The sequence below is a fragment of the Acinetobacter sp. ANC 5054 genome (assembly GCF_002135295.1).
GTDB lineage: Bacteria > Pseudomonadota > Gammaproteobacteria > Pseudomonadales > Moraxellaceae > Acinetobacter.
The window spans coordinates 85370-105995 of sequence record NZ_NEGG01000001.1 but is presented as its reverse complement, the minus strand read 5'-3'; the positions used below and the strand labels follow the sequence as shown (position 1 = coordinate 105995).

15 protein-coding genes and 4 tRNA genes are annotated in these 20626 nt (G+C 41.1%); 8 read left to right on the top strand and 11 right to left on the bottom strand.

Annotation, left to right across the window (positions count from 1 at the left end; translation table 11 throughout):
• Positions 1–4 precede the first annotated feature (4 nt).
• The 4 genes from B9T33_RS00560 to glyQ all read right to left on the bottom strand — a co-directional run bounded on the left by B9T33_RS00560 (position 5) and on the right by glyQ (position 4231).
• Positions 5–358, bottom strand: coding sequence for a DUF3060 domain-containing protein (locus B9T33_RS00560; protein WP_086177019.1), 354 nt, complete (start codon positions 356–358; stop codon positions 5–7).
• A 237-nt stretch (positions 359–595) separates the two neighbouring features.
• A complete protein-coding gene (locus tag B9T33_RS00555) occupies positions 596–1069 on the bottom strand; it encodes a hypothetical protein (RefSeq protein ID WP_086177018.1) in 474 nt (157 codons plus the stop codon).
• Between the two features lie 109 nt (positions 1070–1178).
• Entirely contained in the window at positions 1179–3248 is a 2070-nt protein-coding gene (glyS, locus tag B9T33_RS00550) for a glycine--tRNA ligase subunit beta (RefSeq protein WP_086177017.1), read from the bottom strand.
• A complete protein-coding gene (gene glyQ / locus B9T33_RS00545; RefSeq protein WP_067666981.1) occupies positions 3248–4231 on the bottom strand; it encodes a glycine--tRNA ligase subunit alpha in 984 nt (327 codons plus the stop codon). Before glyQ ends, glyS begins: the two co-directional genes overlap by 1 nt.
• A 239-nt stretch (positions 4232–4470) precedes the next feature.
• Here glyQ and B9T33_RS00540 point away from each other — a divergent pair, with 239 nt between their 5' ends.
• The 3 genes from B9T33_RS00540 to B9T33_RS00530 all read left to right on the top strand — a co-directional run bounded on the left by B9T33_RS00540 (position 4471) and on the right by B9T33_RS00530 (position 7920).
• Positions 4471–4830, top strand: coding sequence for a 2OG-Fe(II) oxygenase (locus B9T33_RS00540; protein WP_228145752.1), 360 nt, complete (start codon positions 4471–4473; stop codon positions 4828–4830).
• A 410-nt stretch (positions 4831–5240) separates the two neighbouring features.
• The gene (locus tag B9T33_RS00535) at positions 5241–6623 is read left to right on the top strand and encodes an FAD-binding oxidoreductase (protein ID WP_228145751.1); all 1383 of its coding nucleotides are present in this window, start codon (positions 5241–5243) and stop codon (positions 6621–6623) included.
• 187 nt (positions 6624–6810) lie between these two features.
• Positions 6811–7920 carry an HPP family protein gene (locus tag B9T33_RS00530; protein WP_086177016.1) on the top strand — a complete coding sequence of 370 codons (1110 nt, stop codon included), beginning with the start codon at positions 6811–6813 and terminating at the stop codon, positions 7918–7920.
• 105 nt (positions 7921–8025) lie between these two features.
• Here B9T33_RS00530 and B9T33_RS00525 read toward each other — a convergent pair whose 3' ends face one another.
• On the bottom strand, positions 8026–8283 hold the full coding sequence (locus B9T33_RS00525) for a PspC domain-containing protein (RefSeq protein ID WP_086177015.1): 258 nt from the start codon (positions 8281–8283) through the stop codon (positions 8026–8028).
• A 345-nt stretch (positions 8284–8628) separates the two neighbouring features.
• On the opposite strand from B9T33_RS00525, the gene B9T33_RS00520 reads away from it, so the two are divergent.
• Complete coding sequence (locus B9T33_RS00520) at positions 8629–9264, top strand: hypothetical protein (RefSeq protein WP_228145750.1); 636 nt, start codon at positions 8629–8631, stop codon at positions 9262–9264.
• A gap of 98 nt (positions 9265–9362) precedes the next feature.
• Here B9T33_RS00520 and B9T33_RS00515 read toward each other — a convergent pair.
• The 6 genes from B9T33_RS00515 to B9T33_RS00490 form a co-directional block, all read right to left on the bottom strand.
• Positions 9363–9438: transfer RNA gene (locus B9T33_RS00515), tRNA-Lys, on the bottom strand.
• Between the two features lie 259 nt (positions 9439–9697).
• Positions 9698–9773 (bottom strand) — tRNA-Lys (locus B9T33_RS00510).
• Between the two features lie 48 nt (positions 9774–9821).
• Positions 9822–9897: transfer RNA gene (locus B9T33_RS00505), tRNA-Lys, on the bottom strand.
• Between the two features lie 21 nt (positions 9898–9918).
• Positions 9919–9994, bottom strand: a tRNA-Lys gene (locus tag B9T33_RS00500).
• A 140-nt stretch (positions 9995–10134) separates the two neighbouring features.
• Positions 10135–11976, bottom strand: coding sequence for a long-chain-acyl-CoA synthetase (locus tag B9T33_RS00495; RefSeq protein ID WP_086177014.1), 1842 nt, complete (start codon positions 11974–11976; stop codon positions 10135–10137).
• Between the two features lie 186 nt (positions 11977–12162).
• Complete coding sequence (locus B9T33_RS00490; protein ID WP_086177013.1) at positions 12163–15594, bottom strand: Rne/Rng family ribonuclease; 3432 nt, start codon at positions 15592–15594, stop codon at positions 12163–12165.
• A 755-nt stretch (positions 15595–16349) separates the two neighbouring features.
• Between B9T33_RS00490 and B9T33_RS00480 the strand changes: the two genes are divergently transcribed.
• From B9T33_RS00480 to B9T33_RS00465, 4 genes are all read left to right on the top strand, one after another.
• Positions 16350–17321, top strand: coding sequence for an RluA family pseudouridine synthase (locus tag B9T33_RS00480; RefSeq protein WP_086177012.1), 972 nt, complete (start codon positions 16350–16352; stop codon positions 17319–17321).
• Between the two features lie 201 nt (positions 17322–17522).
• On the top strand, positions 17523–18191 hold the full coding sequence (locus tag B9T33_RS00475; RefSeq protein ID WP_086177011.1) for an HAD family hydrolase: 669 nt from the start codon (positions 17523–17525) through the stop codon (positions 18189–18191).
• A gap of 692 nt (positions 18192–18883) precedes the next feature.
• Positions 18884–19681: a 2-keto-4-pentenoate hydratase gene (gene mhpD, locus B9T33_RS00470; RefSeq protein ID WP_086177010.1), complete on the top strand. Its 798-nt coding sequence runs from the start codon at positions 18884–18886 to the stop codon at positions 19679–19681.
• Positions 19682–19717: 36 nt separating this feature from the next.
• Positions 19718–20620, top strand: a complete 903-nt coding sequence (locus B9T33_RS00465; RefSeq protein WP_086177009.1) for an acetaldehyde dehydrogenase (acetylating) — start codon at positions 19718–19720, stop codon at positions 20618–20620.
• Positions 20621–20626: the final 6 nt, after the last annotated feature.

Below are 20626 nucleotides of genomic sequence, written 5' to 3'. Positions count from 1 at the left end.
CGACTCATCGTTTTATTGCAGCACTACCTGGGCCAATAGCGTTAATCATGACTGGTCGTGATGGATGAGTACTTTTCTGATAATAAACTTTTGCATCTGGACCATAAATATTGATTTTATTTACAGCCTCAGCATAAACGATGGTGTTTGGGCCTGCGACAGTAATAACGGGGCAACTTCCTTTAAGTGTAATACGACTATCTGGTGCGGGAATGTTGACGGTTCGTCCTGCACAATCATAACTAGCCACGGTATCAGGTGAAGAAATGATGATTTCTGTGCGGCTGATCTCAGTGCCTGCGTGCACTTGAAGAGTCGTTGCTGTCAGTAAGCACAATATGGAAAATATTTTTTTCATTGGATTAATTCGATGTAATTTTGTTCTATTAAATCTACCTATTTGATCTTTATCAAGATTAGAAAATTTAAAATATGAATAAATTTAAGCAAGAAAAAAGGACTATAAATTACGACTGAGATAGATAAAGCATATTGATTGGTCATGACATCCTCAGCGTATTAATCAATACGCTTAAGGCAGGAAAATGCTTCAAATCGATATGTATACGATGTCAATTCATTTGAGGTGATACATTTAAATCTTCGGCAAAAAGAACAACAACACTAGTCCACCTAATACGCCACCCATAATCAGCCAATCTTTTTTACGCATATCCGCAACACGAATAATTGAAAAATATAAACTGCTAAAAAATAGAAACACAAAGACAAATAGAACAAGGGGATTATTGAATATAAATTTAGTACTGCCAAATAAAACGAAAATGGTTGTACTCGACAGCCAATACACCACACTTAAAACAAATTTAGACAGCGCCAAGTAACGCACAGTGCGGTCTAATCGTGGCAAACCCACCGCAATGATGACAATTCCAATAAATCCGCCCAAAACAGAAATAATCAAAAAGAATAAAGCACCCATATCTGGCTTGTTTGGAATGTATGGATAAACCTTCCAAAGGTAAAAGCTACATGCCATCAGTACGGTATGTACGATAAAAAGATAGAGATCTGGGCGGTAAGGTCGATTGACTGTAATACTTTGCATATATTGTTCTTATCAAAAAATCCCGCTATTTCTAACAGGATTAAGTTCAGATTTCAAACCACACAATAAAAAACCCGCTCTAAAGCGGGTTTTTAACATCAATCAAAACTTAGTGTTGTAACACTGAAATATCAGCCACTTTCGTAAACAAGTCACGAAGCTGAGCAAGCATACGTAAACGGTTCGCTTTCAATTCAGCATCATCCGCCATAACCATTACGCCTTCAAAGAAAGCATCAACAGGTGCGCGAAGTGCAGCTAAAGCTGAAAGTGCAGCCGTGTAATCTTTCGCAGCAAACAACGGCTCAACCACAGGCGTTACTTTTGCAAGTTCAGCGAACAATGCTTTTTCAGCATCTTCAACTAAGTTAGCTTCAACGATTTGACCTTCAGGTGCAGCTTCTTTCGCTAGAATGTTAGCAACACGTTTGTTGGCAGCAGCAAGCGCAGCAGCTTCTGGCAAGTCACGGAAATGATTCACGGCATTTACACGCTTATCAAAATCAAGTGGAGATTTTGGTGACAACGCTTGAACTGCTTGAATCACATCAACCGCAACGCCTTGGTCTTCGTATTTCGCACGGTAACGACCTTCAAGGAATGCAACAGCATCATTTAAAGTCTTAGCATGATCTTTAATCACATCGCCATAAGCGTTCAATGCAAGTTTGATCAAGTCTTCAATCGACACATCAAGCTCATTTTCAGTCACAAGACGTAGGATACCAATAGCAGAACGACGCAGTGCAAACGGGTCTTTCGAACCTGTAGGCGCTTGCCCAATACCAAAAATACCAGTCAATGTATCTAAACGGTCAGCAAGAGCAATCGTTGTACCTGTTTTGGTTTTTGGTAAAACGTCACCAGCAAATTTAGGTAAATATTGTTCACCTAAAGCTTCTGCCACTTCATTATTTTCGCCTTCAATGCGTGCGTAGTAAGTACCCGCAATACCTTGAAGTTCTGGGAATTCACCCACAAGTTCAGACGTTAAGTCACATTTTGCAAGAAGCGCTGCTTTTTCAGCATCGGCAGGATTTGCACCTGTGATTGCAGACAAAGCCACAGCCAATTTCGCAATACGTTCAGACTTGTTCCATAGCGTGCCAAGCTCTGCTTGGAACACCATGTTTGCCAATTTTTCTTTACGAGATGCAAGCGGTTGCTTTTGATCTTGTAAGAAGAAGAATTCAGCATCTGACAAACGTGGACGAACCACTTTCTCATTACCTTCAATAATTTGAGACGGATCTTTCGACTCAATGTTTGAAACGGTAATGAAGTATGGTTGAAGCTTATTATCGGCATTTACTAAGCAGAAGTACTTTTGGTTGTCCTGCATTGTTGTAATCAACGCTTCTTGTGGCACAGCAAGGAAACGCTCTTCGAAGCTTGCACGAAGCGCAACAGGCCATTCAACCAATGCAGTCACTTCGTCACGAAGGTCGCTAGGCACAATCGCAATTGCGTTTACTTCATCAGACAATGCTTTGACTTGTTGGTCGATGATCGCTTGACGCTCTTCAAAGTTTGCAATCACTTTCGCTGCAAGAAGTGCATCTAAGTAAGCATCGGCATTTGCCAATGTAATTGCTTCAGGCGCATGGAAACGGTGACCATAAGTCACGTTGCCTGCTTGGTGATCTTGAATCGTTGCATCAATCACATCGTTGTCTTTCAACAACACAACCCATTTTACTGGACGTACAAATTCAGTACGGCTTGCCGCAGAACGCATACGTTTTGCGATAGGTAAGTTATCTAAAGCGTGTTGTAAAATTTGCGGTAAAAGCACATCAAGGCTTTGACCTTTAACGTCTTTTAAGTAGCAAACTTTTTCAACTTTACCCGCTTGGAATGTTGATACTTGATCAACCGTAATGCCTTGACCGCGCATAAAGCCTTCTAAAGCTTTAGTTGGGTTGCCTTCAGCATCGAACGCTGCTTGTTTAGCAGGGCCATCAAAACGTTTTTGAGTGTCTGCTTGCGCGCCATCTACATTGACGATTTTAAGTGCAAGACGACGTGGCGCTGCATAAGCTTCAATCGCATCAAATGCAAGACCTGCATCCTTTAAGCCTTTTACCGTTTCAGCTTGCAGTGCATCACGTAATTTTTTTAAGCTTTTGGGTGGAAGTTCTTCACAGCCTAATTCGAACAATACTGTATGTTTAGACATTATTTGCTCTCCTTAGATTCAACTTTTGCTTCCGCTTCAACTTGTGCTTTAAGTTGAGCAAGGACTTCATCACGTAAAGCAGGTTCTGCCATTGGGAAGCCCAGCTTCGCACGTGCAGCCACATAACTTTGTGCAATCGCACGCGCCAAAGTACGTACACGTAAAATATAACGTTGTCGTTCAGTCACCGAAATTGCACCGCGCGCATCGAGTAAGTTAAAGCTATGCGATGCTTTGATCACTTGTTCATATGCAGGAAGTGGAAGTTCAGCTTCCATCAAGCGTGTTGCTTCAGCTTCGTAGAAGTCAAATAGCTCAAACATTTTTTCAACGTTGGCATATTCAAAGTTGTAAGTTGATTGTTCAACTTCGTTTTGGTGGAATACGTCGCCGTAAGTCACTGTACCAAATTGACCTTTGGTCCAAACCAAGTCGTAAACTGAATCTACACCTTGCAAGTACATTGCTAAACGTTCAAGACCGTAAGTGATTTCGCCAGTTACTGGGTAGCATTCAACACCACCGACTTGTTGGAAGTAAGTGAACTGAGTCACTTCCATGCCGTTTAACCAAACTTCCCAACCTAAGCCCCATGCACCCAGTGTTGGAGATTCCCAGTTGTCTTCTACGAAACGAATGTCGTGAACAAGGGTATCAATACCAATGGCTTTTAAAGAGTCTAGGTACAACTGTTGGATGTTGTCTGGGTTTGGTTTCAACACCACTTGGAATTGGTAGTAGTGTTGTAGACGGTTAGGGTTTTCACCATAACGACCATCTTTTGGACGGCGAGACGGCTGAACATAAGCAGCATTCCAAGTTTCAGGGCCTAAAGCACGTAGGAAAGTTGCAGTGTGGAATGTACCCGCACCCATTTCCATATCGTAAGGTTGAAGAATGACGCAGCCTTGTTCAGCCCAGTAGTTTTGTAAGGCAAGAATTAAGCCTTGGAAGGTATCAATATGCGATATGGCGCGACTCATGGTCATCCACTTAAAATTAGATAAAAATTGTGCTCAATTATAAGGATTTTGGGGTGGCGTGGCAAAGGTTTAGCATCAACTATTGGGCTTTTAATCTTGAATAAAATAAACCCATGAAACGCTTAGAGCGGCTCTAAGCAGAATAAAAATAGAATTGAGGAAGAAGAATTCGTAAATTGTGAAGGTGTTTTTCGCTAAAATATGATGATAGATATCAAACCTACTTTAGGAATAATAAATTGATTCAAAGACTTATAAAATCGAAGTGGCTACGCTGGCAAAAAGGTCGTCAACAATCAGGCTATGACAAAATGTTGTTATTACAGAACCATTTAGGAATCAAATGTGATGCATATTTTCTGCGGTTTCCAGTAGGCTCGATGATTCCACAACACCAAGATCCTGTGCAAAAGGGGCAGCATTTTCGATTGAATATCATTATTAAAAAATCACAATCGGGCGGTGAGTTTATTTGTGAACAAAACATTATAAATTTACCAAGAATTAAATTATTCAGACCTGATTTATATCGACATGAAGTGACTGAAGTTGTTGGTAGTCCACGATACGTTTTAAGTATTGGGTGGGTATTAGACTAATCATATAAATGCTGTGAAAGTCGTAAATAATTCTAATATTTATAAGCTATAAAAATATATCTTATGGAATGCTTCGAAATATAATTGCTACATCTTTCAAAGCAATAAATCAGGCATACCGTGTTTCACTCCAAAGCGGATTGGCTCAATGATCAAATGATAGCAAAACAAACTGATCAGTACGGGAAGTGGGGGGGCAACGATGAGCCCAATCATCAGTGTTAAATTTCGATAAGATTTTTGCATTTTTAATTTCATTGGCTTATAAAGCTCTGAATACACTTAATTCTAATTCAATTTTTAAACAATACAGAATGAAGAAACACTATAAAAATACGCTTTGGATCAGTGCTTTTTTAATTATTATTTCAGTGATTTTGATTCCGATAGCCCACTTAGCAAAAACCAAAATGAATGAACACGCTCATATTGAAAATTTGCCGAGTGGTTATCGCGATGATGTCAGTCAATTAAATAAAACCAAAGTGCATAAAATTGTCGATATTGCTGAAGATCCAGAGGCAATGCAAAAGCAACTTAAAGAAATGCTGATCTATGCAAAACAAAACCAGTTAAAAGTGTCCATTTCAGGGGCAAAACATAGCATGGGAGGGCATACCATTTATCCTGATGGGATTGCATTGAATATGCTGCCGTATAAGCACATGAGTTTAGATGAAAAGTCGAATATTTTAAGCATCGGTTCGGGCGCAAGATGGGAAGATGCACTGCAATATTTAGATGGATATGGAAAATCCATTGCGGTGATGCAATCCTTTAGTGATTTCTCGATTGGTGGCTCGATCAGTGTGAATGGTCATGGTTGGCAAAAGAATGCACCGCCTATTTCATCAAGTGTCCAATCTTTTACTTTGATGAAAGCCAATGGGGATATTGTCAATTGTAGTCGTACTGAAAATCCTGAAATTTTTAAATTAGTGATTGGAGGTTATGGGCTTTTTGGAATTATCTTGGATGTGAAATTACATGTAGTGGATAATGCTGCTTTAAAATTCCATTCGATTGCAATAGATCCTGCACAATATGTTGAAAATTATGAAAAATTAGTCAGTGAAAATTCACAAGTACAGTTTGCTTATGGACGCTTACGCATTTCAGATAAGTACTTTCTACAACAAGCCACGCTGAACTATTTTACCAAAACTCCTGACCAAGCCTTAGCTGTTTCACAGCAGCAAAGTAAAAATGCAGAGGTGAAAAGAATTGTATTTCGCGGGTCAGTGGATAATGAATACGGCAAACGTTTACGTTGGGATTTGGAAAATAGTTTAAATAAAGCATCGCCTTATATGACGTTTAGCCGCAATGAAATCTTAAGTGAAAAAGCAGAATTAATTGAAAATAAAGATCCGAATTCGACTGACTTATTACATGAATATTTTATTCCAAAGTCTCATTTAAATGCCTTTATACAAGACTTAAAACCGATTCTCAAAGATTCAAAAGTGGATTTGCTTAATATTACCATTCGAGAAGTGGAACACGACCAAGATGCTTTTATGAACTATGCACGTGAAGATGTTTTTGGTCTGGTTTTTCTGTTTAATCAGAAAAAGACAACTGCACAAGAACAAGAGATGCGGGCATTAACCAATCAAATTTTGGACGCAGCGCTCGAAAATAAAGGCGCGTATTATTTACCTTATCGGTTGCACATTGGTCGTGAAAAAATGCGCTTGGCCTATCCGCAAGCAGATCAATTTTTTGCGTTAAAGAAAAAATATGATCCAAGTGAAATTTTTAGTAATCAGTTTTACCTACATTACAAATGATGCGCTGAGATAATTGAGTCCAGCTTAAGTTCATCAATTCGGATGAATCTAAGCAAGTTTAGGGCTTTGACGCTATGGATAAAGATCAAAAGTAAAATTTATAAGATAAAGGTGTAAATTGAATACACCTTATATCTGCATCGCTTTATAATTGTCGCATTCGTCAATACTACAAATCAGGCATACCGTGTTTCACTCCAAAGCTGATTGGCTCAATACACTCAAACCTAACTTTAAAGTGCTCCCGCTCAAAGACCGCCTCCTCTGTGGTATCGGTGCATTGATTGGCTTGGGGTTATCTTCTCTGATCAGCTGGCTGGCATTGGGTGACTTAAACGCTTGGTATATCGCGCCAATGGGTGCGTCATCGGTTTTACTCTTTGCTGTACCAGCCAGTCCTTTGGCGCAGCCTTGGAATATGGTGATTGGTAATAGCATTGCTGCACTGATTGGCGTCACCTGTGCCATGTTTATTCCAAACTTGACTGAAGCCTTTAGTATTGCAGTGGCATTAGCCATTATTTTGATGATGACCACAGATTCTTTGCATCCACCGAGTGGGGCAGTCGCAATTACCGCTGTTTTAGGCGGTGATGCTGTACATCAATTAGGCTATAGTTTTCTGCTTTATCCAGTATTGTTAAACTCAGTGCTGTTGATGCTGATCGCAATTATCTATAACCGCCTGCTGGGTAAGCAATATCCGCAAAGACCACAAGTCAATACACGCACGACAGACCCAACGCCCACACAAAAAGTGTCAATTCAACCCGCAGATATTCAGCAGGTTTTAGAACAGCAAAGTCAGCTGCTCGATATTAGTGAATACGATCTGCAAAAAATCATTTTAGAAGCACAGCAATTGGCGAGTCGTCGTGGCAGCCAATTTAGTTGTCGCGATATTATGTCGCAGCATGTGATTTCACTACGCGCTGAAGATGATATTCAGTCTGCTTTAGAAAAATTCAAACAGGTCAATTTAATGAGTTTACCTGTGGTGAGTGATCTTGATCGTTTAGTGGGGAATTTGGCTCTATACGATGTCGTGGAATGGTTTAAACGTGCAGCAGACCCAAAAGCTAGCTGGGAAAATCATGTGTATCAAATCATGAATCCCAAAGTGGTGACGGTGCAACCAGAGCAACCCATTGAAGATTTGGTGCCTTATTTTGTTGAACGTTCTTTCAATTACATCCCTGTGGTCGAACAAAAACGTTTGGTCGGAATCATTAGTCGCGCAGATATGATTGCAGCATTGTTTCAACAGTTGAATGCAAGACAGCAGCACACTGAATAGTGGTGAATTCACTGTCGTTAAATATTTAGATGCTAAATTTTGGGCAAAAAAAAGCTACGGATTCTTGGGGAAGAAGCCGTAGCGACCTAACTGGGTCAAGGGATTTTAACGACGGTCGTCATTCACCGTGCGAATAGAGTCTGAATAGCCAGTTGAACCATAATTGTAATCATTGGCTTTAGGCATCACTAACCAAAGCACCAAATACACCAAGATGCCAGGAAATGCCGCACTCAAGCAAGATACAAAAATGAAAATAATCCGCAGTAAATTTGCGTTCCAACCAAAACGTTCAGCAATACCCCCCATCACACCAGCAATCATGTTAGAGCGGTTTGAGCGATATAAACCAACATTGGCCATTCAAGTCTCCTTAAAAAATAACGTTGAACCAAAAATTCTGATTCATAATTAATATGGTGATTCGGTTGACGATTTAAAGGGGGAGGTGAGTAGAAAAAAGTAAAGTAATGTAAAGATCATTCTTAACTTGATAAGTTTAGCTTTAAAATGACGAAAACCAGATGAGTATTACTTAAACATTAATGATAACAATGAGATATATTAAACAATAATTCAGTATTCTGAATACAGGTTTGAATGATTGATTACAATGTTGATCAGGCAAGTTTTACATACCCAATTTAAAATTGATTTTGGCTCAAGATGAAAATGAGAAGTTCACAGTCTTTAAGGTCTTTGTATTTGATGCCTGCGGTGTCGGTATGGTTGGGTTTATCAATAACAGCTTGTAGTCCTTCACAATCTCCGAAAATGACAGAAGAAAATTCAACAGCTAGATCCACAGAAGAAAATCAAGAAGTCACATCTGCTCCCATAGTGCAAGAGAATAGTGGGAAAAAGTTAACAGAATTATCGGGTCAGGCAACTTTACCTTATGACAACAGTATTGCGCCTCAACCTGTTCCTGAGCATGCAAAAATATTTATTGGTCGGTTTCATGCATATGTAAAATGTGATGATAGCTTTATACCGTGTAAGGACGGAGAGGCTGAATTTATTTTAAATTTACTTCCTGATGGTACGGTACATCGTAGCATTGTACAGTTTGGTAAAGTTTTTGCCGAAAAAACAATTAATCCAGAAAATAACATGAAATATCGTAAAGATACTTGGAGTATCAACCAAGCACATAATGAATTGGTCGTGCATCGTAAGGAGGGAATCAATTTTTATTACGATATTATTGATGATGATCAGCTGGTGATGAATATCGAGAAAATTCGTCAGGGCGAAGCTGAGGCGGATCGAAATCAAGAGCTTTTTTCTCAAGGTTACCCTCAGCCACAAAAAGCTTATAAGTTAACCAGATACAATCGTTAAATAGTTTATGAGATTCAAAATAAGATAATAATAAGTGGTGTTCATATACATGAATGCCGTTTTTTTTGGTCTAAAAATTTGTGTTTGAAAAATAGAATTGGTGGGTTGTGTGGGGTTCGAACCCACGACCAATAGATTAAGAGTCTACTGCTCTACCAACTGAGCTAACAACCCTGAGAAAATTTTAAAATAACATTTTAAAATTTTTGCAAGATAAGCGAAGCGCGTAGTTTTGAATACTAGGGAATATTTGTGATCTAAAATTTTTTAGGTCAAATCCTTAATCTAGCAAGACAAGAATGATACTTCGCAACATCGATATAGCAAACAACGAGAATGGCGAATCAAAACCAGAAGGTGATGGTTTGTCTTGGTCGGAACTTGCAGGTTTCCTTTTCTTCAACTGCCGGAAGAAAGAAGCCCTAAGAAAGAATGGTGGGTCGTCCGCGACTCGAACGCGGGACCAATAGATTAAAAGTCTACTGCTCTACCAACTGAGCTAACGACCCTTAGGGGGTTTTACAAGATTGTAATCTAAAACTGGCATTTTAGAAAGATGGTGGGTCGTCCGCGACTCGAACGCGGGACCAATAGATTAAAAGTCTACTGCTCTACCAACTGAGCTAACGACCCATCTTGTGGTATCGAAGGAAATGGTGGGTCGTCCGCGACTCGAACGCGGGACCAATAGATTAAAAGTCTACTGCTCTACCAACTGAGCTAACGACCCATTTCGCTTGATGGTGCGTATTGTAGCAAGATCTGCTTCAAGCGCAAGTAAAAAATCATAAACTTGTTTGTGTTTGATTATAAATACAACAAAGTCGCTCATTTTGACCCAAAATTGTAGCCAAAATGAGCAATTTGACCTTAGAAGCGGTATTTATAAACCTGAATATTATTATAAATTTCAGGGCTCAAATCACAATAAGCTTGTGTGTTTGGCAGTAAAACCAATAAGCGTTCATCTGTTTTGTTTGGATCAAATGCTTGCTCTTTGAGCTTATTTTTTTGATATTTGAAGGTTCCAGTGGTTTCGACTTTTTTCTGAACGCGTAAGAAAACAGGTACAGCATAAGCAGGAAGGCATTTTTTAAATTGTTCAACCATGCTTGCACAGTCTTTTTCATTCAGTTCTGCACCATCAACCAAGGTAATGGCAGCCATACCTGCACGACCATTGGTTTCTGGAATTTCCACGCCATAAACGACTGCTTCAGCAATTTTATCGTATTCACTGACCATATTTTCGACTTCGGTCGTTGACACGTTTTCACCTTTCCAGCGGAAGGTATCACCTAAGCGGTCAACAAATTGCGCATGACGAAAACCAATGTCACGAACTAAATCACCGGTATTAAAATATGAATCACCTTGTTTAAAGATGTCTTTCATCAGCACGGATTTATTCTTTTCAGCATCGGTGTAGCCATCGAAAGGGGAACGGCGGGTGATTTTACCGACCAGTAAGCCAACTTCGCCTTTTTTAACTTTTATACAGTGACCTTTGGTATCACGAACGGGTTCATTCTTTTCTTTGTCGAATTGAATGATCGCATATGGTGTAGGTGAAAAACCGACGGTGTTATCAAAGTTAAACACGTTACTGAAACCCACGTTGCCTTCGCTTGACGCGTATAGCTCAAGAACTTCTTCTACACCAAAACGTGCTTTGAATTTATCCCAAATGTTTGGTCGCATACCATTACCAATCATTTTTTTCACACGGTGACCTTTTTCAAGATCAGATGGCGGTGCATCCATGAGGTAACGACATAGTTCACCAACATAACCGATGGCAGATGCATCAAATTTTTGTACATCTTTCCAGAATGATGAGGTTGAAAATTTTCGACGTAATGCCAACGTTGCACTTCCTGCGATCACGCCACACCAGCACACAACAGTACCTGTTGCATGATATAGCGGCAACGTTACGTACATTACATCGTCTTTATTAAGATTCAGTACATGCCCATAGGTACCGTAAGCAAGTGTCCAGCGACTATTGGTAAAGATCACCGCTTTAGGTAAGCCTGTTGTACCAGAGGTGTAGATATAGAATAAGCCATCTTTACCTTTCACGCTCGAGGTCGTTGGCGTATTGAATTTTGGAAACTGATCGATTAATTCAGCGAGGTTTTGGAAACCTTGTGGCGCAGTACCTGCATCAACGCGTGTTGCTTGGTCAGCAAACCAATGCAAACGATCTTGAGCGACAGTCAAATCGTTACGAATATCTGCGACTGCTTGGCGACATTCTTCACCCACAATCACGGCAATGGGTTTCACTAAGTTAATGCTATGGGTGAGGACTTTACCGACTTGTGACGTATTGACTAAGGCAGCAGTCACACCAATTTTAGCCAAGGCGACAATAGTTGCGACTAATTCAGAGCGGTTTTCAATCATGACCGCAATGACGTCGCCTTTTTTCGCACCTAGCGATAGGTAGTAGTGACCAATTTGATTGGCCCATTCATTGAGTTCGTTATAGGTATACTTTTGGTCTTCGAAATACAGTGCAAATCCTTCAGGGTTGCGTTTCACCGCCTTTTCAAAAGCGAGGCCTAAACCTGCAGGGGTGTTGGGTGTACGTAAATAGGCTTGCTTTAGACCACTCAACAAGTTGGGTACTTTGCTCATGAATGCGGGAATTTTCGCTGCAACATCAGCTATCCCAATAAGGTCGTGTTGTGTAGTTTGGCTCATGTGTATCCTATTTATTTTTCGTAATCCGGTACGGTCTGTTTTCTTGCAAATAATTTGCAGCAATTTTTACAATTGTTTTTTAATCGTTTCGGTCTAGTGCAATCAACCTAATTTGACAAAAGTATCAAAAAAAAACCAGTCACCGAAATGACTGGAATTTTTTAATCACCTGCAAAAAAGCAAATTTTACTCAGAAGCGGTGTTGGCTTTCTTTGGTGGACGACCACGAGGACGACGAGGACGAGCTGGTTTTTCATCTTCAGCTGCCGAATTTTCCTCTGCTGCTGTATCAGCTTTCTTTTCAGTTTCAGTGACTTGAGTAACTTTCTCTGATTTTTCAGCAGTTTTGGTCTCAGCTTGTACAGGCGCTTCAACTTCTGTTGGAGCGACATCTAGCTCAGCCTGAACAGGTTCAGCAACTATTTCTGCTGGTGCAGAAACTTCAGTTGATTTTTCTGTAACTTCAGCAGGTGCTTCCGTTGGCTGTTCTACAGTTTCAGCAACTTTTGTCACTTCAACAGATGCTTCAGCGACAGGCATTGTTGGTTCAGCTGCAGCTTCAATCGCTTTAACCTGATCTTGCTTTGCTTGTTCCGCTGCTTGTTTTGCTAAGCGACGACGTTCACGTGGATCGTTGGCAACACGCTTGTCTGACACTGGCTTCGGTGGAGTTAAATCCAACATTGGCGCAGGTTCAGCTTCAGGTGTTGCTTTCGCCACTTGTACATCACGAGTCACAGGTTTTTTCTCAACCGCAACCTCTGCTTGGGCAACATGTTTTGCAGCATATTCATCTGCAAATTTTTGCAAAGCGCGGTTGAACGTTGGAATTAAGCCAAATTGCTCAATTAGAACAGAACAGTCTTCACCATACACATGGCGAATCAGGCTGCTTACACTGTACTGTGCCAACTCAGGAATTTGAGATGGTGCAATTTTCGGTGCTTGCGCTTGTTGAGTACGTGCAGCACGTTGTTCGCGGCGGCGTTGACGAGGGTCATTGCTGGCACGACTTGGCTTTTGCTGCGCATGTGGTTTGTGTTGCTGAGTTTCAGCTTTCGCTTCTACTGCTGACTTCTCTGCTACAACTGCCTTTTCAACCACAGGTTTTTCAACAGGTGCTTCTACTGGCGCTGCTTGAGTTGGAGCGGCATTCAATGCAACGATTTCACTTTGCGCTTGATCTACATTGACGACAAGAGCAGTTGCCATAACTTCTTGACGCGGTGCGTCAACCACTTCAACCTTCGGTTGACGATGGTTTTGTGTTTCTGGCTGCTGTTGTTCAACTGCAACTTCCTGAGCAATCGCTTGTTCGTTCAGTACGCTTTGATCACGGTTGCGATTTGGGCGGTTTGGGCGTTGCTGAGTGTTGCGGTCACGACGTGGAACAGACTGCACTTGTTCGTTGTTTTGAACGTCTTGCTGTGCTTGTTCGTTGTTGTGTTGACGACGAGAGTTGCGACGATTTTCACGTTGGTCTTGACGGTTGTCTTGGCGTGGTTCCTGACGTTCAGGGCGTTGCTCTTGGCGATTGTCCTGACGTGATTCATTACGCTGTTCTTGACGCTCTTGACGTGAAGGTTGTAACACTTCTTCATGAACTTGATGTGCTTGAACATCTTGTTCACGTGGTTCTTTATGCTTAGGGGTGCGCTTCTTGTTGTGGCGTTTTTCTTCACGTTCCGCTTTTTCAGTATGCGCGTCACGTTCTTGTTTATGCGCCACAGTAGAAGGTGCAAGGTAAGCATTGCTATCGGCTGTTGCAACTGGTGCAGCCACTGAGCTGATTTGACCAAATTGACCACGGCTTGATGCGCCATTATTCACCATTTGCTCAATTGCAGCAGCAGCGTTATTCGCACTACGTGACTGATCTACAGTTGCTGCTTGTTTTTGAACAAATAAGTTTTCAAGCCATGCACATGGGCTTGAAGATGCTACAGGTGCAGCAGCTTGTGCAGGTGCAGGTTGTTGAGCTGCAGCAGGTTGCTGTTGCTTATTCTTTTTATGGCCTTTTTCTAATTGTGCAGGTGCTTGCTGTTGAGCAGCAGCGGCCTGTTCTTCACCTAAATGCCACTCAGATGCTTCGTAACCCAATTCTTTTTCACTTGAACGTGTTGCTTCAGTACGTTCATAGCTTGTTGGCGCGAAGCCTTCAGGGTTATACGAAATTTCGTAATGCGGTGTTTCTAGGTGAGGGTGAGGAAGTACAGTGACACGAACATTTGAAGTTTGTTCTAAGTACACAAGGCTGTGACGCTTTTCATTCAATAAGAATGCAGCAATTTCAACCGGTACTTCAACTTGAACTTCACCATGACGTTCGCGTAATGCAATTTCTTCCACTTTACGCATAATTGAAAGTGATAAAGAACGTAGGTCACGTACCATGCCAGTACCATGACAACGTGGGCAAACGTAGCCAGTTGCTTCTTCAAGCGATGGACGTAAGCGTTGACGGCTCATTTCCATCAAACCAAAGCGTGACAATTGACCGAATTGGATACGTGCGCGGTCACTTTGAGTCGCTTCACGAAGTTTCGCTTCAACCATACGTTGGTTACGGTCTTTAGTCATGTCGATGAAGTCGATCACAACTAAGCCACCAATATCACGTAAACGTAATTGGCGTGCAATTTCTTCAGCTGCTTCAAGGTTGGTATTCAATGCAGTATCTTCTACATCGCTACCACGAGTTGATTTTGCTGAGTTAATGTCGATAGACACCAATGCTTCAGTTTGGTCAATCACAATTGAACCGCCAGAAGGAAGTTTTACTTCACGTTCGTAAGCAGTTTGGATTTGGCTTTCAATACCGAAGTGAGCAAATAAAGGCTCATTCAATGTATAGGTTTTTAGCTTGTCAATTTGACGTGGCATAACCGCTTTAACAAAGTTATATGCTTCGTTATACGCTTGTTCTGAGTCAATGAGAATTTCAGCAACATCATCACGTAAATAGTCACGAATCGCACGAGTTACAACACCCGCTTCTTGGTGAACCAACATTGGTGATGGACCTGAACTTGAAGTGCTTTGGATTTGTGCCCAAAGGTCTAACAAGTGTTGAAGGTCAAGTTGTAATTCTTCTTGAGAGCGACCAATACCCGCAGTACGTACAATCACGCTCATGCCGCGAGGGACATTTAAAGACGCCAACATTTCTTTCAATTCTTCACGAACTGAACCTGAAATTTGACGACTAATACCGCCACCTTTAGGGTTGTTTGGCATAAGGACCAAATAACGACCAGCAAGGGAAATAAATGTAGAAAGCGCAGCGCCTTTATTGCCACGTTCTTCTTTTTCCACTTGAACCAAAAGCTCTGTGCCTTCAGTGATCAATTCACGGATATTTGAAGTATGGCGAGGATCTGCTTTGTAATAAGAATTGGCAATTTCGCGCATCGACAAGAAACCTTGACGACCTGCACCATATTCAACAAAAACTGCTTCTAAAGAGGGTTCTACACGAGTCACATGACCTTTGTAGATATTCGATTTTTTTTGCTCACGGGTACGATTCTCTAAGTCAAAATCGTAAAGACGCTGACCAGTGACAAGTGCAACGCGAATCTCTTCGGCATGTGTTGCATTAATCAACATACGTTTCATGGGTGTAACACCTAATAGTGATACACAGGAGAACATCGCTTGATTCGTAGCGAGCATCACACATCATGGATCAATGTGCTCAGATAACAATAAGTGTGTTCTGAGCATTTTTACCGGCCTTCTTTTAGTGGGCATCGGTTTTTGATTCACGTATTGATGATGGCAATACGGCTTCAATCCTTTAAACGATTAAAGTCACCTGACTCTTTCACTGGCGGACAAACGGTGCATTGGATGTGAGTAACTTTCACTGTCACATTGCTCGAAGAGCATCCATTCATATCTGATAGAGCGTCTTGATACGGAATTATCGTCGTACCTTTACAAACTGTGCAGATCCAATGCATCAAACGTTGTGGCCTGAAGATGATTTCAGGGAGCGACTGGTCTGATGTGTATCAGTTTACGTTTAAAACCAACCTTAGTTGGCGCATATTTTTTTGCGGCAAACTGTTTTATGTACCTAAGGTACAATTAAACGCAACAGCTTGCTGTTTTGCCGATATAATAAGCCTTCGGCGTCGGCATAATTCTTTTGGGACCTTTCCGAGCTAATGAGTAATTTGTTGAAAGTTCAAATGCAGTGAATACTGAAATGAATCAACTTTTACTCAGTTACGGTGGTTTCCGTGCGCTGACTATATCAAACCTTGCATCATCTGCCTATGGGCTAAGCTTATGTTTCTTGCGAAAAGTATAGCTTAAATGATCAGTTTTTAATCAATTTTAGTATTTTTTTAGGTCACAGTAACTGTATGAATTCTACGCAAGAATGGCAAAGCGTCACCTGGTTTGAAGTGGACGAGCATCAGGCGGGTCAACGTATTGATAATTTCCTGTTTAGTCGTCTTAAAGGTGTGCCTAAAAGTCGCATTTATCGTCTGATTCGTGAAAGCCAAGTCCGTGTAAATAAAAAACGGGTAAAAGCTGAAACCAAATTGAATATTGGCGATCAAGTGCGTGTTGCGCCTATTCGCTATGAACAAAAAGATGAAACTGCTGCGCCAGTATCTGACAAAGTGGCACAAAGTCTACTGAGTCGTGTGGTGTATGAAGATGAAGGCTTAATGGTGGTGAATAAACCTTCAGGTATTGCTGTACATGGTGGTAGTGGCGTGGCGTATGGTCTGATTGAAGGTTTGCGTGCTGCCACAGGTAAAAAATACCTTGAATTGATTCATCGTATTGACCGTGACACTTCGGGCTTGGTGATGATTTCTAAAAAGCGCAGTGTGCTAAAAAGCTTACAAGACATGCTTCGTGAACACAAAATCCAAAAAACCTATGCGGCTGTGGTCAAAGGTGTGGTGAGTTTGGATAAGCAACTGATTGATCAACCTCTGCATCGTTACGAACTAGCGAACGGTGAGCGTCGTGTACGTGTGTCACCTAAAGAAGGTAAAGAGTCGAAGACGCAGTGGAATGTTCAAGAGCGTTTTATGCATGCCACATTGGTATACGCATCTCCACTTTCAGGACGGACCCATCAGATTCGTGTGCATGGTTTAAGCATTGGTCATCCATTGGTTGGCGATGAAAAATATGGTCATGAAACTGAATACCGTGGACCAAAGCCACGTCGTTTGTGCCTTCATGCAATGCGTTTGGACATTCCGGGTTATCAGACGATTGAAGCACCATTGCCTGAAGATATGCAAAGTATCGTGGCTCAACTTCGTGCGCAAAAAGCGGATAAAGTCGCCCCTCGTGTGGAAGATGACGAGTAAGTTTTAAATATTCGACCTCTCCCTAACCCTCTCCTAGTAGGAGAGGGAAAACCCTCTGAGTTAAATAAATTATTTATTGATTCTTGGCTCTCCCTTTCCTTTAAGGAGATGAGTAGCACTGCTACGCAAAGGGGTGAGGTAAATATGAGATCTACTCCATAAGCTTAACCACCAAACACTGAATCAAATCTAGGAAACTGTATGAACTCACCTGTAAAACTGGTCATTTTCGATTGGGATGGAACCTTATTTGATTCGGTAGGACAAATTGTAGCGAGTCTGCAATTCGCCGCGCAGCAGTTTGCTCAGCCTCTAACAGATGCTGATGCAAAAAGTATTATTGGACTGGGTTTACCTGAAGTGGCGCAGCGATTATTCCCTAGCGTACCTGAGCTGCACACCGAGATTCTAAAGAGCTATGCCGATCATTATGTTGCAAATTCTAAAGGTGATATGTGGTTTGCAGGTGTGGCAGAAATGCTGCAAGAGCTCAAAGATGCGGGTTTGCAGCTTGCAGTGGCAACGGGGAAAAGCCGTAAAGGTTTAGACCGCGTATTAAATCAAACGCAAAGCCGTGAATTATTTAGCGCTACCCGTGCAGCCAGTGAAACTAAATCTAAACCAGATCCATTGATGTTGTCGGAAATCTTGCTTGAAACTGGTGTTACTGCTGAACAAGCAATCATGGTGGGTGATACCTCATACGATTTGGAAATGGCGCAAAATATTGCGATGCCACGTATTGGCGTGAGTTACGGTGTTCATAGTATTGAAACCCTTAACCATTATAAACCGCTCCACATAGCGCCAAGCGTGAAAAATTTGAGTGATTTTTTGTTAAATCATGCAGCACTACGCGAAGCTGGATGACCTGATTTTGTTCAAGCATTGATGACATGAAAGGTGAGCTAAGCTCACCTTTTTTATTCTGTGTGCTTTTAATCAACATGTAGTGTTATTTAGATCAAAATGATCTGAATAGGAGTCTTTTGCTCAAACCAATCATCGAAGTATTTTTAATGATAAATCTGAGTTGTAATCACATTCAAATTATAAAATAGACGGTGATTTAAATTTAATTTTGATGAGTCAATGTTGTTCTCCTCTATTGTTTTTATTCTATTTCATTGTTTTTATTATAAATAATTAAAATTATAAGCACTTTTAATTATTGTTTAAAATTGAACACTGTTGTTTAATTTGTAAATCGTGATTAGAATTATCGACCGATCTTATCTTTTAGTCGTATAAGCCAAGTTTTTTAGTCGAGATTCACAAATCAAGATCAAATATATGCAATTAATGAGTAAAAATATACATATTAAATTATTGATATTTAATAAAAAACTAATGGTAATTTATAGTTAATAGCTATTGTCATAAATAAAATAAGTATTGGTATTCATTTTCTAAAATCGAGATGCTAAATGCATCTAAACATAACGTGTGAAGTGATTCGAGAGTCACTTTGGTGATTAGCGCTTCAGGTTGCATGGCCGACATGCTCATTTTGAGAAATGAATCCGTTATGTGTCCAATTTTTGCAGTTTAAGGAAACATTGATGTCGAATTCTGCTGTTGTTGAATCAGTTGCGCAAGCATTACGCGATGCGGAAGTTAATCAAGCCGCAATTGCACCGATCCGTCCACAATTAGGTGGCGAAAGTGCAGATGTTGATATTGCTTATGCAGTTCAAGAAGTAAATACCAAACGTGCGTTGGCTGAAGGTCGCCGACTGGTCGGTCGTAAAATTGGTTTAACGTCAAAAGTTGTACAAGCCCAGCTCGGTGTGGACCAACCTGACTTCGGTATGTTATTTGCCGACATGGCGTATGGTGATGGCGAAGCAATCCCTGCGGGTCTGTTGATTCAACCTAAAGTTGAAGCTGAAATTGCATTGGTGATTAACCAAGACTTAACCAAAGAAAAACACACTTATGCTGACATTATTAGTGCAACTGAATATGCACTGCCAGCAATTGAAGTGGTTGATAGTCGTATTGAAAACTGGAAAATCAGTCTAATCGATACGGTTGCTGATAATGCATCTTCAGCAGGTTTCGTATTGGGTTCTCAACCCGTAAAACTTGAAAATCTTGACCTCGTAAATTGCAAAATGGTGATGACACGTGGTGAAGAAGTGGTTTCACAAGGTGTGGGTAAAGCATGTCTTTCTAATCCTTTAAATGCAGCAGTTTGGTTGGCAGACGAGATGGTTCGTCGCGGTCGTCCATTGCTTGCAGGTGACATTGTATTGACTGGCGCTTTAGGCCCTATGGTTGTTGCAAATCCAGGTGATGAATTCAAAGTTGAAATTGAAGGCTTTGGTTCAGTGACGGCAGCATTTGCAGCGAAATAAGTTTGGGTTTTACGGAATTATTTAGAGTACACATTCATGAAAAAGATTAAATGTGCAATGATCGGTCCAGGGAACATTGGTACTGACTTGCTTTATAAATTACAACGTAGCGAATGGTTAGAACCTGTATGGATGGTGGGTATTGATCCAACTTCTGAAGGTCTGGCGCGTGCTGCAAAAATGGGTTTGAAAACGACTGCAGAAGGTGTTGACGGTTTACTTCCTCACGTGATTGCAGATGACATCAAAATTGCATTTGATGCAACTTCAGCTTATGTACACGCTGAAAATAGCCGCAAGTTAAATGAACTTGGCGTGCTCATGATTGACTTAACACCTGCTGCAATCGGTCCGTTCTGCGTACCACCTGTAAACCTTGAAGCTTTACTTGAACAAGGTGAAGTGCCAAACGTGAACATGGTGACATGTGGTGGTCAGGCAACGATTCCGATGGTTGCTGCGATTTCTCGCGTTCAACCTGTTGAATATGGTGAGATCATTGCCACTGTATCAACCAAGTCAGTTGGTCCAGGTACACGTAAAAATATTGATGAATTTACTCGTACGACTGCGGGTGCAATTGAGCAAGTTGGTGGTGCAAAAGCAGGTAAAGCGATCATCATCATTAACCCTGCTGAGCCACCATTAATGATGCGTGACACAGTACATTGTTTGGTTGAAGGTGAGCCAGATCAAGCAGCAATCACTGAATCTGTGCATGCCATGATTAAAGAAGTTCAAAAATACGTACCGGGCTACAAGTTGGTTAACGGTCCAATTTTTGATGGCAACCGCGTTTCAATTTTCTTGGAAGTTGAAGGTCTGGGTGACTTCTTGCCTAAATATGCAGGCAACCTCGATATTATGACTGCTGCTGCTGCACGTACTGCAGAAATGTTCGCAGAACGTGTTCTTTCAAAATCTACTGCTGAAGCATAAGGAGCA

Excerpts from the sequence above, each read along its gene's own strand:
- B9T33_RS00465 (WP_086177009.1), top strand. The coding sequence starts at position 19,718 with ATGAAAAAGATTAAATGTGCAATGATCGGTCCAGGGAACATTGGTACT.
- B9T33_RS00475 (WP_086177011.1), top strand. The coding sequence starts at position 17,523 with ATGAACTCACCTGTAAAACTGGTCATTTTCGATTGGGATGGAACCTTA.
- B9T33_RS00560 (WP_086177019.1), bottom strand. The coding sequence starts at position 358 with ATGAAAAAAATATTTTCCATATTGTGCTTACTGACAGCAACGACTCTT.
- B9T33_RS00535 (WP_228145751.1), top strand. The coding sequence starts at position 5,241 with ATGAATGAACACGCTCATATTGAAAATTTGCCGAGTGGTTATCGCGAT.
- mhpD (WP_086177010.1), top strand. The coding sequence starts at position 18,884 with ATGTCGAATTCTGCTGTTGTTGAATCAGTTGCGCAAGCATTACGCGAT.
- glyQ (WP_067666981.1), bottom strand. The coding sequence starts at position 4,231 with ATGAGTCGCGCCATATCGCATATTGATACCTTCCAAGGCTTAATTCTT.
- B9T33_RS00480 (WP_086177012.1), top strand. The coding sequence starts at position 16,350 with ATGAATTCTACGCAAGAATGGCAAAGCGTCACCTGGTTTGAAGTGGAC.
- glyS (WP_086177017.1), bottom strand. The coding sequence starts at position 3,248 with ATGTCTAAACATACAGTATTGTTCGAATTAGGCTGTGAAGAACTTCCA.
- B9T33_RS00520 (WP_228145750.1), top strand. The coding sequence starts at position 8,629 with ATGCCTGCGGTGTCGGTATGGTTGGGTTTATCAATAACAGCTTGTAGT.
- B9T33_RS00525 (WP_086177015.1), bottom strand. The coding sequence starts at position 8,283 with ATGGCCAATGTTGGTTTATATCGCTCAAACCGCTCTAACATGATTGCT.
- B9T33_RS00555 (WP_086177018.1), bottom strand. The coding sequence starts at position 1,069 with ATGCAAAGTATTACAGTCAATCGACCTTACCGCCCAGATCTCTATCTT.
- B9T33_RS00490 (WP_086177013.1), bottom strand. The coding sequence starts at position 15,594 with ATGAAACGTATGTTGATTAATGCAACACATGCCGAAGAGATTCGCGTT.
- B9T33_RS00495 (WP_086177014.1), bottom strand. The coding sequence starts at position 11,976 with ATGAGCCAAACTACACAACACGACCTTATTGGGATAGCTGATGTTGCA.